This window comes from Bradyrhizobium sp. USDA 4538, assembly GCF_024171045.1.
Taxonomy (GTDB): domain Bacteria; phylum Pseudomonadota; class Alphaproteobacteria; order Rhizobiales; family Xanthobacteraceae; genus Bradyrhizobium; species Bradyrhizobium australafricanum.
The window spans coordinates 7854116-7870035 of sequence record NZ_JALJZE010000001.1; the positions used below are offsets into that span (position 1 = coordinate 7854116).

13 protein-coding genes are annotated in these 15920 nt (G+C 65.9%); 9 read left to right on the forward strand and 4 right to left on the reverse strand.

The window, feature by feature from the left end:
• Window positions 1–86: 86 nt before the first annotated feature.
• From J2R78_RS36130 to J2R78_RS36140, 3 genes are all read right to left on the reverse strand, one after another.
• Window positions 87–482, reverse strand: coding sequence for a BA14K family protein (locus tag J2R78_RS36130; protein ID WP_253608572.1), 396 nt, complete (start codon window positions 480–482; stop codon window positions 87–89).
• A gap of 174 nt (window positions 483–656) precedes the next feature.
• The gene (locus tag J2R78_RS36135; protein WP_038386736.1) at window positions 657–1256 is read right to left on the reverse strand and encodes a CinA family protein; all 600 of its coding nucleotides are present in this window, start codon (window positions 1254–1256) and stop codon (window positions 657–659) included.
• Window position 1257: 1 nt separating this feature from the next.
• Entirely contained in the window at window positions 1258–2469 is a 1212-nt protein-coding gene (locus J2R78_RS36140) for a bifunctional 2-C-methyl-D-erythritol 4-phosphate cytidylyltransferase/2-C-methyl-D-erythritol 2,4-cyclodiphosphate synthase (protein WP_253608573.1), read from the reverse strand.
• 285 nt (window positions 2470–2754) lie between these two features.
• Here J2R78_RS36140 and dusB point away from each other — a divergent pair, with 285 nt between their 5' ends.
• The 8 genes from dusB (at window position 2755) to mgtE (ending at window position 13983) form a co-directional block, all read left to right on the forward strand.
• Window positions 2755–3756 (forward strand): tRNA dihydrouridine synthase DusB, encoded by a 1002-nt coding sequence (gene dusB, locus J2R78_RS36145; RefSeq protein WP_253610012.1) that lies wholly within the window; start codon window positions 2755–2757, stop codon window positions 3754–3756.
• A complete protein-coding gene (locus J2R78_RS36150; RefSeq protein ID WP_026192783.1) occupies window positions 3753–4928 on the forward strand; it encodes a nitrogen regulation protein NR(II) in 1176 nt (391 codons plus the stop codon). Before dusB ends, J2R78_RS36150 begins: the two co-directional genes overlap by 4 nt.
• A 9-nt stretch (window positions 4929–4937) precedes the next feature.
• Complete coding sequence (gene ntrC / locus J2R78_RS36155; protein ID WP_050419700.1) at window positions 4938–6380, forward strand: nitrogen regulation protein NR(I); 1443 nt, start codon at window positions 4938–4940, stop codon at window positions 6378–6380.
• 189 nt (window positions 6381–6569) lie between these two features.
• A complete protein-coding gene (locus J2R78_RS36160; RefSeq protein WP_253608574.1) occupies window positions 6570–9053 on the forward strand; it encodes an ATP-binding protein in 2484 nt (827 codons plus the stop codon).
• A 17-nt stretch (window positions 9054–9070) separates the two neighbouring features.
• Complete coding sequence (locus tag J2R78_RS36165) at window positions 9071–10441, forward strand: sigma-54 dependent transcriptional regulator (RefSeq protein WP_028331957.1); 1371 nt, start codon at window positions 9071–9073, stop codon at window positions 10439–10441.
• A 374-nt stretch (window positions 10442–10815) separates the two neighbouring features.
• Window positions 10816–11064 (forward strand): RNA chaperone Hfq, encoded by a 249-nt coding sequence (hfq, locus tag J2R78_RS36170; protein ID WP_006020546.1) that lies wholly within the window; start codon window positions 10816–10818, stop codon window positions 11062–11064.
• An 11-nt stretch (window positions 11065–11075) separates the two neighbouring features.
• Window positions 11076–12458, forward strand: coding sequence for a GTPase HflX (gene hflX, locus J2R78_RS36175; protein WP_253608575.1), 1383 nt, complete (start codon window positions 11076–11078; stop codon window positions 12456–12458).
• A gap of 154 nt (window positions 12459–12612) precedes the next feature.
• Window positions 12613–13983, forward strand: coding sequence for a magnesium transporter (gene mgtE / locus J2R78_RS36180; RefSeq protein WP_225162186.1), 1371 nt, complete (start codon window positions 12613–12615; stop codon window positions 13981–13983).
• 172 nt (window positions 13984–14155) lie between these two features.
• Here the strand turns inward: mgtE and mazG are convergent, their stop codons facing one another.
• Window positions 14156–15001 (reverse strand): nucleoside triphosphate pyrophosphohydrolase, encoded by an 846-nt coding sequence (mazG, locus tag J2R78_RS36185; RefSeq protein ID WP_253608576.1) that lies wholly within the window; start codon window positions 14999–15001, stop codon window positions 14156–14158.
• Between the two features lie 128 nt (window positions 15002–15129).
• On the opposite strand from mazG, the gene queC reads away from it, so the two are divergent.
• Window positions 15130–15849, forward strand: a complete 720-nt coding sequence (gene queC / locus J2R78_RS36190) for a 7-cyano-7-deazaguanine synthase QueC (protein WP_253608577.1) — start codon at window positions 15130–15132, stop codon at window positions 15847–15849.
• Window positions 15850–15920 lie beyond the last annotated feature (71 nt).

Sequence of the window (15920 nt, forward strand, 5' to 3'; positions counted from 1 at the left end):
CGAAGCCGTCTCGTCTACATCTCTGGAACGCAAATGCCCGGCACGAGGCCGGGCACGACGGATGATGCGGGAGACCGTTCGCCGACTTACGGGCAGGATCGCCGCACGCCGCCGGATGCGATGTAGGTGCCCGAAGCCGGGTCGTAGGTGCGGAAACGCTGGGAGCAATAGGCGTCGTTGTTGGCCTTGGCCTGGCTCGCCGCAATCGCGCCGCCGATGATCGCGCCGGCCGCCAGCCCGCCGATGATCGCCGCGCCGTTACTGCCACGATCGCGATAGTAACCACCGCGGTAGCCGTATCCGCCGCGATAGCCGTAACGCGGATCACCGTGCCAGTGCCGATACTGCACATGCTCGACGGAGGTAGGCTGATCCTGCAATCGCGCGGGAGCGAGTGGTGCGGCGGACGAAGGCACAACAGTCGACAGCGTCATGGCGCCAGCGCTGATGGCGGCCACGACCAAAGTTCCCAACTTCATCATTTTCTCCTTGTTGTGGGATTTTGCTGTTGGACGAACAATCGAAACAGCAGAGTTGGAACAACATAAAGCGGCGAAGCCGCGTCAAAGTTCCATTTCAGGTAAGCGTCACCGGGCCGCACTTGACACAAGCCCGTGTAAGGCGGGCCGTGGCGCCACTCGACTTTGGGGGTGGGCCTATCCGCGCGGCGGCCGGCGGCGTTTCGCAGCGTGGCTCCGCGGCGACCGGGCCACCCTTGGCCGCAACCGGCTGGCGGCCTCGCGACGCGGCTTGGCGGCCTGCGGCGGGCGCGCAAGCTCCATCAGCATGCGCAAGGCTTCGACCACGGAGCGCTGCCGCACCGTGCTGCGGCCGATTGCGCCAAATCGCTGTTCACGATGAATGATGCGGCCGTCGCGCGCGGCGACGGCGAAATGCACCAGGCCGACCGGCTTGCCTGGTGTCGCACCGCCAGGGCCCGCGATGCCGGTGATCGAGACCGCAAGGTCGACGCCGGCCTTTTCCAACGCGCCGATCGCCATCGCGGTCGCGGTTTCCTTGCTCACCGCGCCGAACGTTTCGAGCGTCGCCGCCTTGACGCCAAGCATGACCCGCTTGGCCTCGTTCGAATAGGTCACGAAGCCGCGGTCGATCACGTCGGAAGAGCCGGGAATGTCGGTGAGCGCACCCGCGACCAGGCCGCCGGTGCAGGATTCGGCGGTCGCTATGGTCAGCTTGCGCATCCGGCACAGGTCGAGCAGCGAGCGGGAGAGGGCACGAGCGTCGCTGCCGCCCATGTCAGGCACTCCGGCCTTTATCGTCCCAGCCTTTATCGTCCCAAGGGAGACGGACCGTGGCGCTCGCGGTTGCCGCGATGCCTTCCTCGCGGCCGGTGAAGCCGAGTCGCTCGCTGGTAGTGGCCTTGACTGCCACGCGCGAGATGTGGACGCCGGAGATCTCCGCGATCTTCGCCCGCATGGTGTCGCGCAAGGGCCCGATCTTCGGCCGCTCGCAGATCAGCGTCACCTCGAGATTGGCAATCCGTCCGCCACGCGCGGTGACGCGCTCGACCGCGTATTTCAGGAACTGGTCGGAGGAGGCGCCTTTCCACTTGGCCTCGCTCGGCGGGAAATGCGAGCCGATATCGCCGTCGGCCAGCGCGCCGAGGATCGCGTCGACCAGCGCATGCAGCCCGACATCGCCGTCGGAATGGGCCAGGAATCCCTTCGTGTGCGGCACGCGCACGCCGCAGATCATCACATGGTCACCGTCGCCAAAGGCATGCACGTCGTAGCCGGTGCCAGTTCTGATGTCGCCGAGCTGGCTTGCGAGCCGCGCTTCCTCGCGCACGAAGTCCTCGGGTGTGGTGAGTTTCATGTTGGCAGCATCACCTTCAAACGTCGCAACCGTCAATCCCGCCCACTCGGCAAGCGCCGCATCGTCGGTGAAATCGGAGCGGCCATCGCGCGCTGCGCGACGATGCGCCTCCAATATTACGTCGAAACGAAAAGCCTGTGGTGTCTGCGCGATCCGCAGGCGCGCGCGCTCCGGCGTCGCCTCGACGTCGCCGGCATCGCCGGTGAGCTTGATGGTGTCGGTGACCGGAATCACGGGGATCGCAGCGCCGGTCCGGCCGGCCGCGGCGATCGCGCGCGAGATCACGGCTGATGTGACGAAGGGGCGCGCGGCATCGTGGATCAGCACGATGTCCGGCTTTTCGCTTGCGAGCGCCTCGAGCCCGGCATGGACCGAGGCCTGCCGGGTCGCGCCGCCCGGCGTCGGCGGCCGATGGCGGAGGCCTGCGACTGCTTCATCGAACAGCGCGGTGTCGTCAGGATTGACCACAGGCTGCACCGCAAACACGTCCGGATGTCCGGAGAACGCCTCCATGGCGCGGTAGATCACCGTCTGTCCGCCGATCGTCCGGTATTGCTTCGGCCCGCCTGCGCCGGCGCGCAGTCCACGGCCGGCTGCAACAAGGATGGCTGCGGTACGCTCAGGCTTCGGCATTTTGAACCAGTGACAGACGAATCGGGGATGAGGGGGACGGCGAGGATCGCCGCGCACAGCCCTTAGCATGACCGCTGCGCAAAAACAGAGCGTTTGCCGATGACTGTGGGAAAAGCAGATTTTGTTGCAGTGCACCTGCACTGATGATAGGAATGTCTAAACCGTAGGCATGAGCCTTGACTGCACAAGAATTGTGCGCAGAATAGGCGACGTCAGCTGCAATGGCGTGGCTGACAGAACGACGAGACGGCTGTGACCGGCGTGCAAAGTACTCCTCGTAACCCATTGAAGATCGGCGATATTGCTGTCGCCAACCGGGTTCTCCTCGCGCCCATGTCCGGCATCACCGATGCGCCCTTCCGGCGACTCGTTGCCACTTTGGGCGCCGGCCTGGTGGTCTCCGAGATGACCGCCAGCAACGATCTGGTGAACGGCAAGCCGATGTCGAAGCTGCGTTGCGAGGCAGCCGGGGTCGGGCCGCATGTGGTCCAGCTGGCGGGCTGCGAGACCCACTGGATGGCGGAGGGCGCACGGATCGCCGAAGGCGCCGGCGCCGACGTCATCGACATCAACATGGGCTGTCCGGCCCGCCACGTGACCGGGGGCCAGTCCGGCTCGGCCCTGATGCGCGACCTCGACCACGCGATCACGCTGATCGAGGCGACGCTGTCGGCGGTCAAGGTGCCGGTCACGCTGAAGATGCGGCTCGGCTGGGATGACCGCTCGCTCAATGCGCCGGAACTGGCGCGCCGCGCCGAGGACGCCGGCGTGCAGATGATCACCGTGCATGGCCGGACCCGCTGCCAGTTCTACAAGGGCGAGGCGAACTGGAACGCGGTGCGCGCGGTCAAGGACGCCGTCACCGTCCCGGTCGTGGTCAACGGCGATATCACCTCGTTCGACAAGGCTGTCAGTGCGCTCGAGATGTCGGGCGCCGACGCCGTCATGATCGGCCGCGGCGCGCAGGGGCAGCCCTGGCTGCCGGGACAGATCGGCCGTCGCCTCGAGACCGGGATCGCCGAGGCCGCGCCGTCGCTCGCCGAGCAGCTCAAGCACGTTCGCGCGCTCTATGACGAGGTTTGCAGCCACTATGGCCTGCGCATCGGGCTCAAGCATGCACGCAAGCATCTGGGCTGGGCGCTGGAGGCTGCTGCGGCCTATAGCTGCGCGCCGGCCGCGACCTTGAAGACCTGGCGGCAGGCGATCCTGACCGCGGAAGAGCCGTCCAGCGTGCATCGCTCGCTCGCCGACGCCTACGACGATTTTGCCTGGAGTGCTGCCGCATGACGTCAGCCATGGAATTCCGCCGGCCGGTGCCGACTGACGGGGAGGCCATCCTCAATGCGCTGCCCAATCCGGTGCTGCTGGTCGCACCCGACGGGCGGATCGTCGACGCCAATATCGCAGCCGAATCATTCTTCGAGATATCGACCCAGTTCCTGCGCCGGCAGTCGCTGAAGGAACTGGTGCCGTTCGGCAGCCCGCTGCTGGCGCTGATCGAGCAGGTGCGGACGAGCGGCTCGCCGGTCAACGAATACAAGGTCGATCTCGGCACGCCGCGGATCGGCGGCGATCGCCAGGTCGATCTGCACGTCGCGCCGCTGACCGAGCGGCCGGGGCATATCGTGGTGATGCTGCAGGAGCGCACCATCGCCGACAAGATGGATCGGCAGCTCACCCACCGCAGCGCGGCGCGCTCGGTGATCGCGCTGGCGGCGATGCTCGCCCACGAGATCAAGAACCCGCTGTCGGGCATCCGCGGCGCGGCGCAGCTTTTGGAGCAGCAGGCGTCCTCCGAGGACCGGCTGCTGACACGACTGATCTGCGACGAGGCGGACCGCATCGTGACGCTGGTCGACCGCATGGAGGTGTTCGGCGACGACCGCCCGGTGGCGCGCGGTCCGGTCAACATCCATTCCGTGCTCGATCATGTGAAGCGCCTGGCGCAGTCCGGCTTTGCCCGCAATGTCCGCTTCATCGAGGACTACGATCCGTCGTTGCCGCCGGTGCTGGCCAACCAGGACCAGCTGATCCAGGTGTTCCTCAACCTCGTGAAGAACGCGGCCGAAGCGGTGGCCGATCTCGGCACCGATGCCGAGATCCAGCTCACCACTGCGTTCCGGCCAGGCGTGCGGCTGTCGGTGCCCGGCAAGAAATCGCGGGTCTCGCTGCCGCTGGAATTCTGCGTCAAGGACAACGGCTCTGGCGTGCCGGAAGACCTGCTGCCGAACCTGTTCGATCCCTTCGTCACCACCAAGCAGACCGGCAGCGGGCTCGGCCTCGCGCTGGTCGCCAAGATCGTCGGCGATCACGGCGGCATCATCGAATGCGAGTCGCAGCCGCGCAAAACCACTTTCCGCGTGCTGATGCCGATGTACAGCGCCGCCAAGCAACTCGACCAAAGCAACCGCGATGACGTTCCGGGTACGTCCTCGCCTGCCTCTCAGGATGCACGATGAGGAACACCAATGCCTGCAGGTAGCATACTTGTCGCTGACGACGACACCGCCATCCGGACCGTCCTGAACCAGGCGCTGTCGCGCGCCGGCTATGAGGTTCGCCTCACCGGCAATGCCGCCACGCTGTGGCGCTGGGTCAGCCAGGGCGAGGGCGATCTCGTCATCACCGACGTCGTGATGCCCGACGAGAACGCGTTCGATCTCTTGCCGCGGATCAAGAAGATGCGGCCGAATTTGCCGGTCATCGTGATGAGCGCGCAGAACACGTTCATGACCGCGATCCGCGCCTCCGAGCGCGGCGCCTACGAATATCTGCCGAAGCCGTTCGACCTGAAGGAGCTGATCACCATCGTCGGCCGCGCGCTGGCCGAGCCGAAGGAGCGGGTCTCCAGCCCTGCCGATGACGGCGAGTTCGACTCGATCCCGCTGGTCGGCCGCTCGCCGGCGATGCAGGAAATCTACCGCGTGCTGGCGAGGTTGATGCAGACCGACCTCACCGTGATGATCTCGGGCGAATCCGGCACCGGCAAGGAGCTGGTCGCGCGCGCGCTGCACGACTACGGGCGGCGCCGCAACGGCCCGTTCGTCGCGGTCAACATGGCGGCGATCCCGCGCGACCTGATCGAATCGGAGCTGTTCGGCCATGAGCGCGGCGCATTCACCGGCGCCAACACCCGCGCCTCCGGCCGCTTCGAGCAGGCCGAGGGCGGCACGCTGTTCCTCGACGAGATCGGCGACATGCCGATGGAGGCGCAGACCCGGCTGCTCCGCGTGCTGCAGCAGGGCGAGTACACCACGGTCGGCGGCCGCACCCCGATCAAGACCGACGTCCGCATCGTCGCCGCCTCCAACAAGGACCTGCGCATCCTGATCCAGCAGGGCCTGTTCCGCGAGGACCTGTTCTTCCGCCTCAACGTGGTGCCGCTGCGGCTGCCGCCGCTGCGCGAGCGCATCGAGGATCTGCCCGACCTGATCAGGCACTTCTTCTCGCTCGCCGAGAAGGACGGCCTGCCGCCGAAGAAGCTCGACGCCCAGGCGTTGGAGCGGCTCAAGCAGCACCGCTGGCCGGGCAACGTCCGCGAGCTGGAAAACCTCGCGCGGCGGCTCGCCGCCCTCTATCCGCAGGACGTCATCACCTCGTCCGTCATCGACGGCGAGCTGGCGCCGCCCGCGGTCACCTCGGGCAGCACGGCGACCGTCGGCGTCGACAATCTCGGCGGCGCGGTCGAGGCCTATCTGTCCTCGCACTTCTCCGGCTTCCCGAACGGCGTGCCGCCGCCGGGCCTCTACCACCGTATCCTCAAGGAGATCGAGATCCCGCTGCTGACCGCCGCGCTGGCGGCGACCCGCGGCAACCAGATCCGGGCCGCCGACCTGCTCGGGTTGAACCGCAATACGCTGCGCAAGAAGATCCGCGACCTCGACATCCAGGTCTACCGGAGCGGCGGCTAGGGCTGCCAGGGCGGGGCGCGAGCCTCGCTTCAAGCTCGCTACCGTTATTGAGTAGTCACAAATGGTTTTGGGGACACGGCGCCGCACCAGGGGTTTGCGCCGCGGAAATGTCGCAATTCGGCAACATTGTGATATGATTGCATCAGTTCGCAATTCCCGCGGGCGATCGCTCTCAGCTCAATTGCCGGTATGACCAGCGCAGAGACCACCGCTTCAACATTACGCGCCCCGTCGGCCGAGCCCAATGCAGAGGCGCGGGGCTTCCCGCTGCGGCGCTGGCTGGCGCCGTTTGCCGTGGCCATCGCGCTGCTGTCCGCCTTCCTGACCTTCGTGGTGCTGACCGGGCTGACCCCGATCGAGCCCACGTCCGAGGTGGTCCGCTCCTTCCTGATGATCAATGCCGGCACCATCCTGCTGCTGGTCGGCATCATCGTCCGGGAAGTCTGGCAGATGGTGCAGGCGAGGCGGCGCGGCCGGGCGGCGGCGCGGCTGCATGTGCAGATTGTCGGCCTGTTCTCGGTGATCGCGGTGCTGCCCGCCGTGCTGGTGTCGATCGTCGCCAACGTCACCATCGAGCGCGGCCTCGACCGGCTGTTCTCGGGTCCCACCAAGCAGGTGATCCAGAATTCGCTGACCATCGCCAGTGCCTACATGCAGGAGCACGCCCAGCTCATCAACGGCGACACGCTGGCGATGGCCAATGACCTCGCCCATGCCCGGCCGCTCTACGACCAGGATCGCATGACGTTCCTGCAGCTGATGACGGCCGGCGCCGAGTCGCGCAATCTTCCGGTCGCGGTGCTGATGGACAAGGACGGCAAGATCGTCGCCAGCGCCGAGACCGGCGTTCGCCTGAACTACGAGGCGCCGCCGCCCGACATCCTGAAGGACATCAACGAGACCGAGCCGAAGATCTCGGTCTTTCCGGAAAACTACGTCGCCTCCGTGGTCCGCCTGCGGGCCTATGACGACATGTTCCTGTATGTGGCGCGGCTGCTCGATCCGGCGGTGGTTGCCCAGCTCAAGCAGACCCAGACCAGCGCGGCCGAATATGCCCAGCTCGAGACCCGCAGGCTCGGCATCCAGGTCGCGTTCGCGCTGATGTTCGCGGTGATCGCGCTGACCATCCTGATGGCCTCGGTGCTGATCGGGCTGAACTTCGCCAACGGGCTGGTGTCGCCGATCCGCCAGCTGATGGGCGCGGCGAGCGAGGTCTCGACCGGCAATCTCAATGTCCAGGTGCCGGTCAACAAGTCGGAAAGCGACCTCGCGCTGCTCGGCGAAATCTTCAACAAGATGACCCAGGAGCTGCGCACCCAGCGCAACGAGCTGGTCGACGCCAGCGAAACCATCGACAGCCGCCGCCGCTTCATCGAAGCGGTGCTGTCGTCGGCCTCTGCCGGCATCATCGGGGTCGACGCCTCAGGCACCATCGGCGTTCTCAACCGCTCGGCGGAGAAGCTGATCGGGCACGCCGAGTCGGAGACGCTCGGCCATCCGCTCTCGGACGTGCTGCCCGAGCTCGACGAGATGATGAAGACGGCGCGCGAAGGAACGCAGCGCCTGGTGCAGGGGCAAGTCACGATCCTGCGCGACGGCCATGAGCGCAATCTGTCGGTCCGCGTCTCGGCCGAGCAGACCAGCCAGTCGCGCGACAGCTACATCATCACACTCGACGACATCACCGAGCTGGTGTCGGCGCAGCGCACCTCGGCCTGGGGCGACGTCGCCCGCCGCATCGCCCACGAGATCAAGAACCCGCTGACCCCGATCCAGCTCTCCGCCGAGCGCATCCGCCGCAAGTTCGGCAAGACCATCACCGAGGAGAAGGACAAGTCGATCTTCGAGCAGTGCACCGATACCATCGTGCGCCAGGTCGACGACATCAGGCGGATGGTCGACGAGTTCTCGCGCTTTGCGCGGATGCCGAAGCCGGTGATGGAAGGGGAGGACGTCGCCGACGTGGTGCGCCAGGCGGTGTTCCTGATGAAGGTCGCGCATCCCGATCTCGACATCGAGGCCGACATCAAGCAGTCGCCGCTGCCCGCGCAGTTCGACCGCCGGCTGATCTCGCAGGCGCTGACCAACATCATCAAGAACGCCACCGAGGCGATCGAGCAGGTGCCGCGCGAGGAACTCGGCAAGGGCCGCATCGACGTCGTGGCGCAGCGCGAGAACGACGACATCCTGATCGACGTGGTCGACAACGGCATCGGCCTGCCCAAGGTCGCCCGCGCGCGCCTGCTCGAGCCCTATGTCACGACCCGGGCGAAGGGCACCGGCCTCGGCCTGGCGATCGTCGGCCGCGTTCTGGAGGACCATGGCGGCCGCATCGAGCTCAAGGATGCCTCCGATTTCCGCGACGGCCAGCGCGGTGCCTGGATGCGGCTGCGCTTTGCCGTCACGGGCCAGGCGGCCAAGCCGGAGAACAAGCCCGAAAGCAAGGACCAAAAACCGGACGTCAAACCGGACAAGGCCGAACCGGAAAGTGAAAAAAATCCGCCGGAGGAGCCGACCAACGGCCCGGCACAAGCGACCAACAATGAACCAAAAATCCAAGAACCGACCCAAGAACCAATCCAAGAACCTATCCGAGATCCCGCTGATCAGGGGCCCAACAATCAAGAGCCAAATGCGCAAAAGCCAAAATTCAAAGCCGCGACGAGCGACTGACAAGGCAGGTGTAACCCATGGCAAGTGACATTCTGATTGTCGACGACGAAGCTGACATTCGCGACCTCGTTGCGGGTATTCTGGACGATGAGGGCTTTTCCACGCGCACCGCGCGCGACAGCGACTCGGCGCTCGCCGAGATCGCCAACCGCCGGCCCAACCTTGTCTTCCTCGACATCTGGCTGCAGGGCTCCAAGCTCGACGGCCTGCAGTTGCTCGAGCAGATCAAGAAGGACAATGCCGATCTGCCCGTCGTGATGATCTCGGGCCACGGCAACATCGAGACCGCGGTCGCCGCGATCAAGCGCGGTGCCTACGACTTCATCGAGAAGCCGTTCAAGTCGGACCGGCTGATCCTGGTCGCGACCCGGGCGCTGGAGACCTCGCGGCTCAAGCGCGAGGTGAAGGAGCTCAAGCAGCTGGCGCCGGCGGCGAGCGTCCTAACCGGCCGCTCGGCCTGCATGAACCAGCTGCGCCAGACCATCGACCGCGCCGCCAAGGCCAACAGCCGCATCCTGATCGTCGGTCCCTCCGGCGCCGGCAAGGAGCTTGCCGCGCGCACGCTGCACCATGCCTCCGGGCGCGCCGAGGGGCCGTTCGTGGTGATCAATGCGGCCGCGATCACGCCGGAGCGCATGGAGATCGAGCTGTTTGGCATCGAGGGATCGAACGGCGAGCAGCAGCGCAAGGCCGGCGCGCTCGAGGAGGCGCATGGCGGCACGCTGTTCATCGACGAGATCGCGGACATGCCGCGCGAGACCCAGAACAAGATTCTGCGCGTGCTGGTCGATCAGACCTTCCAGCGCCAGGGCGGCACCGGCAAAGTCCATGTCGACGTCCGCATCATCTCCTCGACCGCGCGCAATCTCGAGGAGGAGATCGCCGCAGGCCGCTTCCGCGAGGACCTCTATCATCGCCTCTCGGTGGTGCCGATCCGGGTGCCGCCGCTGTCGGAGCGACGCGAGGACATCCCCGAGCTGATCGACTATTTCATGGACCAGATCTCGGCCGCCACCGGCCTGCCGAAGCGGCAGATCGGGCAGGACGCGATGGCGGTCCTGCAGTCGCACGTCTGGCCGGGCAACGTCCGCCAGCTCCGCAACAATGTCGAGCGCGTGATGATCCTGGCCGGCGGCGGTCCGGAGGCGATCATCACCGCCGACATGCTGCCGCAGGACGTCGGCTCGATGGTGCCGGCGATGCCGACCTCCAACAATGGCGAGCACATCATGGGCCTGCCGTTGCGCGAGGCGCGCGAGGTGTTCGAGCGCGACTATCTGATCGCCCAGATCAGCCGCTTCTCCGGCAATATCTCGCGCACCGCGGAGTTCGTCGGCATGGAGCGCTCGGCGCTGCATCGCAAGCTGAAGGCGCTCGGGGTCGGCTGACCCCGGCGCGGCAGGCCAGCAGTCCGCTGGCGGCTCGAAGCGAAGCCCCGGCGGTCACCCGCCGGGGAGCCGACAGGCGGCTCTCGGGGCGGTTTGGATCGATCAGCGGGGCGAGGGCGGGGCCGGTACAACCGGGGATTTATCCACTCTCCACGAGAATATTCGTCTCTTTCCCCGCACTTTCTTAGAATTGCCACCGTGTTCCTACCGACTGCACCGCGAACTGGCTTGCCTAAAAACCGCGCGTAGCCTCTAATCCTACCGCTATGCCTGCCGGAGGGGGATCTCGTGGCAGGTGGGCAGCCGGAGGAGGCTCCGTCAGAGAGCAACAACCGGTTCAATAAAAAGAAGCACAAGCTTGCGGGACAAAAACAATGGCGGCAGACCGCGCACAAAATCTACAAGACACCTTCCTTAATCACGTTCGTAAAACCAAGACGCCACTGACGATATTTCTGGTCAACGGAGTAAAGCTGCAGGGCATTGTCACATGGTTCGACAATTTCTGCTTGCTGCTGCGGCGCGATGGTCACTCGCAGCTGGTCTACAAGCACGCGATCTCGACCATCATGCCCGGAGCTCCGATTCAGTTGTTCGAAGGTGGTGAGGACGCACCGGCTTGAGAGTGAACTGATTGGAACCCTTCAATCGTGAAGGGGGCGCCGACCGTGCACGGTCGGCGGGGGACGGCAGCACCGGGCGGGTGATCGTCATCGGCCCGTACCTGCGCACGCGCCGTGGCGACGGCGATGCGCAAACAGATTCGTCTGTCCGCGACTATGAAGCGCGGATCGAGGAAGCCGCCGGCCTCGCTGGTGCGATCGACCTCACGGTGGTGGACTCCGTGATCGCGCCGATCAGCCAGGTTCGGCCCGCGACCTATCTCGGCAAGGGCAAGGTTGAGGAGATCAACGGCCTCGTCGCCAGCAACCAGGTCGAGCTCGTGGTGATGGATTGCGCGCTGTCGCCAATCCAGCAGCGCAATCTCGAGAAGGCCTGGAGCACCAAGGTGCTCGACCGCACCGGCCTGATCCTGGAAATCTTCGGCCGCCGCGCCAAGACCAAGGAAGGCGCGCTGCAGGTCGAGCTCGCCCATCTCAACTATCAGCGCAGCCGTCTGGTGCGGTCCTGGACCCATCTCGAGCGCCAGCGTGGCGGCTTCGGCTTCATGGGCGGCCCCGGCGAAACCCAGATCGAGGCCGACCGCCGCCTGATCAGCGAGCGCATCACCAAGCTCGAAGGCGAGTTGAAGAAGGTGCAGGCGACGCGGCGGCTGCATCGGGCCGGCCGCCAGCGCGTGCCGTATCGCGTGGTGGCGCTGGTCGGCTACACCAATGCCGGCAAATCGACGCTGTTCAACCGCCTGACCCGCGCCGATGTGCAGGCCGCGGACATGCTGTTTGCGACGCTCGACCCGACCCTGCGCGCGCTCAACCTGCCGCATGGCGGCAAGGCGATGCTGTCGGACACGGTCGGCTTCATCTCCAATTTGCCGACCCAGCTGGTGGCCGCGTTCCGCGCCACGCTGGAAGAGGTGCTGGAAGCCGACATCATCCTGCATGTCCGCGACATCTCCCATGAGGACGCGGAGGCGCAGGAGCGCGACGTCGAGGCGGTGTTGCGCCAGCTCGGCATCGATCCCGATGCCGACGGTGGCCAGCGCATCATCGAGGTCTGGAACAAGATCGACCGCTTCGATCCCGAGGAGCGGGACAATTTGCGCAATATCGCCGCGCGCCGTCCGCCGGAGCGGCCATGCTTCCTGGTTTCGGCCGCAACAGGCGAGGGGATCGATGCGCTGCTCGCCGCGATCGAGGATCGCCTCGCGGCCAAGCGCTCGACGCTCAATCTTTCGATCGACGCCTCCGATGGCGCCGGCATCAGCTGGCTGCACCGCAATGCCGAGGTTCTGAACAAGGAGCTGCATGGCGAGCGCTTCGACATGACGGTGCGCGTCGACGAGACCAAGCGCGACATCGTGATGAGCCGGTTCGCCGCCGTCCCCCACGAGGCGTAAGCCCTCGAATACGGGCCCTGCAATCTTCCGAAATATGACGATGCCGTGACGTTGCAGGGCGCCGATGCGCCTGCGACGCGGCGTCGCACTTTCTGTTTGAAATCCGCGCCGCCTTGGTTCATTGCGCTGCGGAACGCAAAGCCGAGGCGGATCGATGCAGGACACCAGCGAAACCATCACGAAAGAGACGCTCGCCGGCCAGAGCGGTGATCTTGCCCAGGAGCGGGCGCCCGAAATCGTCGAGGCGCTCAATGCCCGCGAGCCCGCGGATGCCGCGAAGCTGCTGCGATCGCTGCCGGCTGAGAAGGCGATCGAGGTGCTTGACCTGCCCGGGCTCGACAACACCTGCGAGATCCTCGCCGAGCTGCCGAAAGATACCGCGGTCTCGCTGCTGTCGGGCGTCTCCGACGACCGTGCCGCCGATATCTTCAAGGAGCTGGTCGAGCCGCTGCGCACCACGCTGCTGAACGGGCTCAATCCGGAGACCCGCAACGTCATCTCCGGGCTATTGGCCTATCCCGAGCGCAGCGCCGGCAGCATCATGACGACCGAGTTCGTCAGCGTGCCCTCGAGCTGGACCATCGCCGAGGTCCTGCATCACATCCGGATGGTCGAGCGCACCCGCGAGACCGTCTACTCGATCTTCGTGATCGACCCGGTCAAGAAGACCCTGATCCAGGCCGTGCCGCTGCGTCGCCTGATCTCGGGCGATCCGCACGCCAATGTGCTGACCGCGGCGCCGGCGCGGAAGCCGCTGATGATCTCGCCGGAGGCCGACCGCATGGAGGCGGCGCGGCTGATCTCGCGCTACGACCTGCTCGCCGTCGCCGTCGTCGACGGCCCCGGCCATATCCTCGGCATCGTCACGGTCGACGACGTCATCGACGCCATCGTCGAGGAATCGACCGAGGACGCCCAGAAGTTCGGCGGCATGGAAGCGATCGACGAGCCGTATTTGCGGATCGGTTTCGGCGAGATGATCAAGAAGCGCGCCGGCTGGCTGTGCGCACTGTTCCTGTCGGAAATGCTGACCGCGACCGCAATGCAGTCGTACCAGAGTGAGCTCGAGAGGGCGATCGTCCTGACGCTGTTCATCCCGCTGATCATGAGCTCGGGCGGCAATTCCGGCTCGCAGGCAACCTCGCTGTTGATCCGCTCGCTGGCGCTGCACGAGGTCCGGCTACGCGACTGGTGGCGTGTCGCCGTGCGCGAGGTGCCGACCGGGATCGTGCTCGGCGCCATTCTCGGCCTGATCGGCGTCGTCAGAATCACGCTGTGGCAGACGCTCGGCCTGTTCGACTACGGCCCGCATTGGGTGCTCGTCGCCGCGACCGTTGGTACCGCGCTGATCGGCATCGTCACGTTCGGATCGCTGTGCGGCTCGATGCTGCCCTTCATCCTCAAACGCATCGGCTTCGACCCGGCTAGCGCGTCGGCACCGTTCGTCGCGACACTGGTCGACGTTACAGGTCTCGTGATCTATTTCGGCGTTGCCGCGGTGATCCTGCGCGGGACGCTGTTGTGAGGCGAGGGGATTGCGTGTTTTGACGCGGCCCATCCACATTTTCGATGTCGTCCCTGCGAAGGCAGGGACCCATAACCACCGGCTGTCGTTGTTGAGCTCGGTCGCAGTTCCGCGTTGCGATTGCGACCGCCGGTGACTCGCGCGGGACTGTCACCGTCACCCGATCGTTAGATCACGCGGTATGGGTCCCGGCCTTCGCCGGGACGACGGCGGTTTTGGCTTCATTCCACAACGCGTCCATCTCCTCCAGCGACGCACCATCGAGCGAACGCCCCTTCGCCGCCAGCGCCTTCTCGATATAGGCAAAGCGCCGCTCGAACTTGGCGTTGGTCTTACGCAGCGCCGCTTCCGGATCGGCGTCGACGTGACGGGCGAGGTTGACCAGCGCGAACATCAGGTCGCCGGTTTCCTCCGCGATCTCCGCCTTGTCGTTGCGGTCGAGCGCGGCCTCGATCTCGTCGGCCTCCTCGCGGATCTTGGCGAGCACCGCGCGCGGGTCGTTCCAGTCGAAGCCGACGGTGGACGCCTTGCGCTGCAGCTCCATCGCGCGCGTCAGGGCAGGCAGGCCCGCCTTCACGCTCGCCAGCAGCGATTTGTGCGCGGCCTCTTCTGGCGGCCGCCGCGCCGCGCGCTCGGCCTTCTCCTCGGCCTTGATCCGTTCCCAGGCGCTCTTGACGCCGGCCGGCTGGATATTGCCGTCCTTGTCGGCGAAGACGTGCGGATGACGGCGGATCATCTTCCTGGTGATCGCCTCGACCACATCGCCGAACGCGAACGCGTTCTGCTCCTCGGCCATCCTGGCGTGATAGACCACCTGCAACAGCAGGTCGCCGAGCTCCTCGCGCAAATCGTCGAGATCGCCGCGCGTGATCGCATCCGCAACCTCATAGGCCTCCTCGATCGTGTAGGGCGCGATGGTCTCGAAATTCTGCACGAGGTCCCATGGGCAGCCGGTGACCGGCGTGCGCAGCGCAGCCATGATCTCGATCAGGCGGGAAATGTCGCGGGATGGGGTCATGGGGCACCGGCATCAAAGAGGTATTGGCTTTATGCCAAAACACCCCTCCCGATCCCAGTAAAACACGCCGGAATCGCGACGCTGTCCACGGATTGGCCACGGCGCCGTCAGGTGCTAAATCGCGTTCCATGACCGATCAGAACACTTCCGACACGGCGCTGGTGCTGTTTTCCGGCGGCCAGGATTCCACCACGTGCCTTGCCTGGGCCTTGTCGCGCTTTGCCCGCGTCGAGATGCTCGGCTTCACCTACGGCCAACGGCACGCGATCGAGCTCAATTGCCGGGACCAGCTGCTTGCCGGGATCAGGCGGGTCCGGCCGGAATGGTCTGCGAAACTCGGCGACAGCCACACGCTTGATATCCCGACGCTGTCGGAGATTTCCGACACCGCGCTGACCCGCGACGTCGCGATCGAAATGGGCGCGGACGGCTTGCCGAACACCTTCGTGCCCGGCCGCAACCTCGTGTTCCTCACCTTCGCGGGGGCACTGGCCTATCGGCGCGGCATCCGCCACATCATCGGTGGCATGTGCGAGACCGACTATTCCGGCTACCCGGACTGCCGCGACGAGACCATCAAGGCATTGCAGTCCGCGCTCAATCTCGGCATGGCCAGGGATTTCGAGCTGCACACGCCGCTGATGTGGCTCGACAAGGCCGCGACCTGGCGGCTCGCGCACGAGCTCGGCGGAGCAGGGCTGGTCGACCTGATCCGCGAGCACTCGCACACCTGCTATCTCGGCGAACGCGGCGCGCAGCACGATTGGGGCTATGGCTGCGGCGAATGCCCGGCCTGCAGCCTGCGGGCCAAGGGCTGGCGGGAGTACGTCGCGCAGGGCGGCCCGTAACCGTGGACTGATAGCCGTCCGCAGGGGCGCACTGCCAAAATATCGAAAACAACCCCATGCAAAGGAGTCGG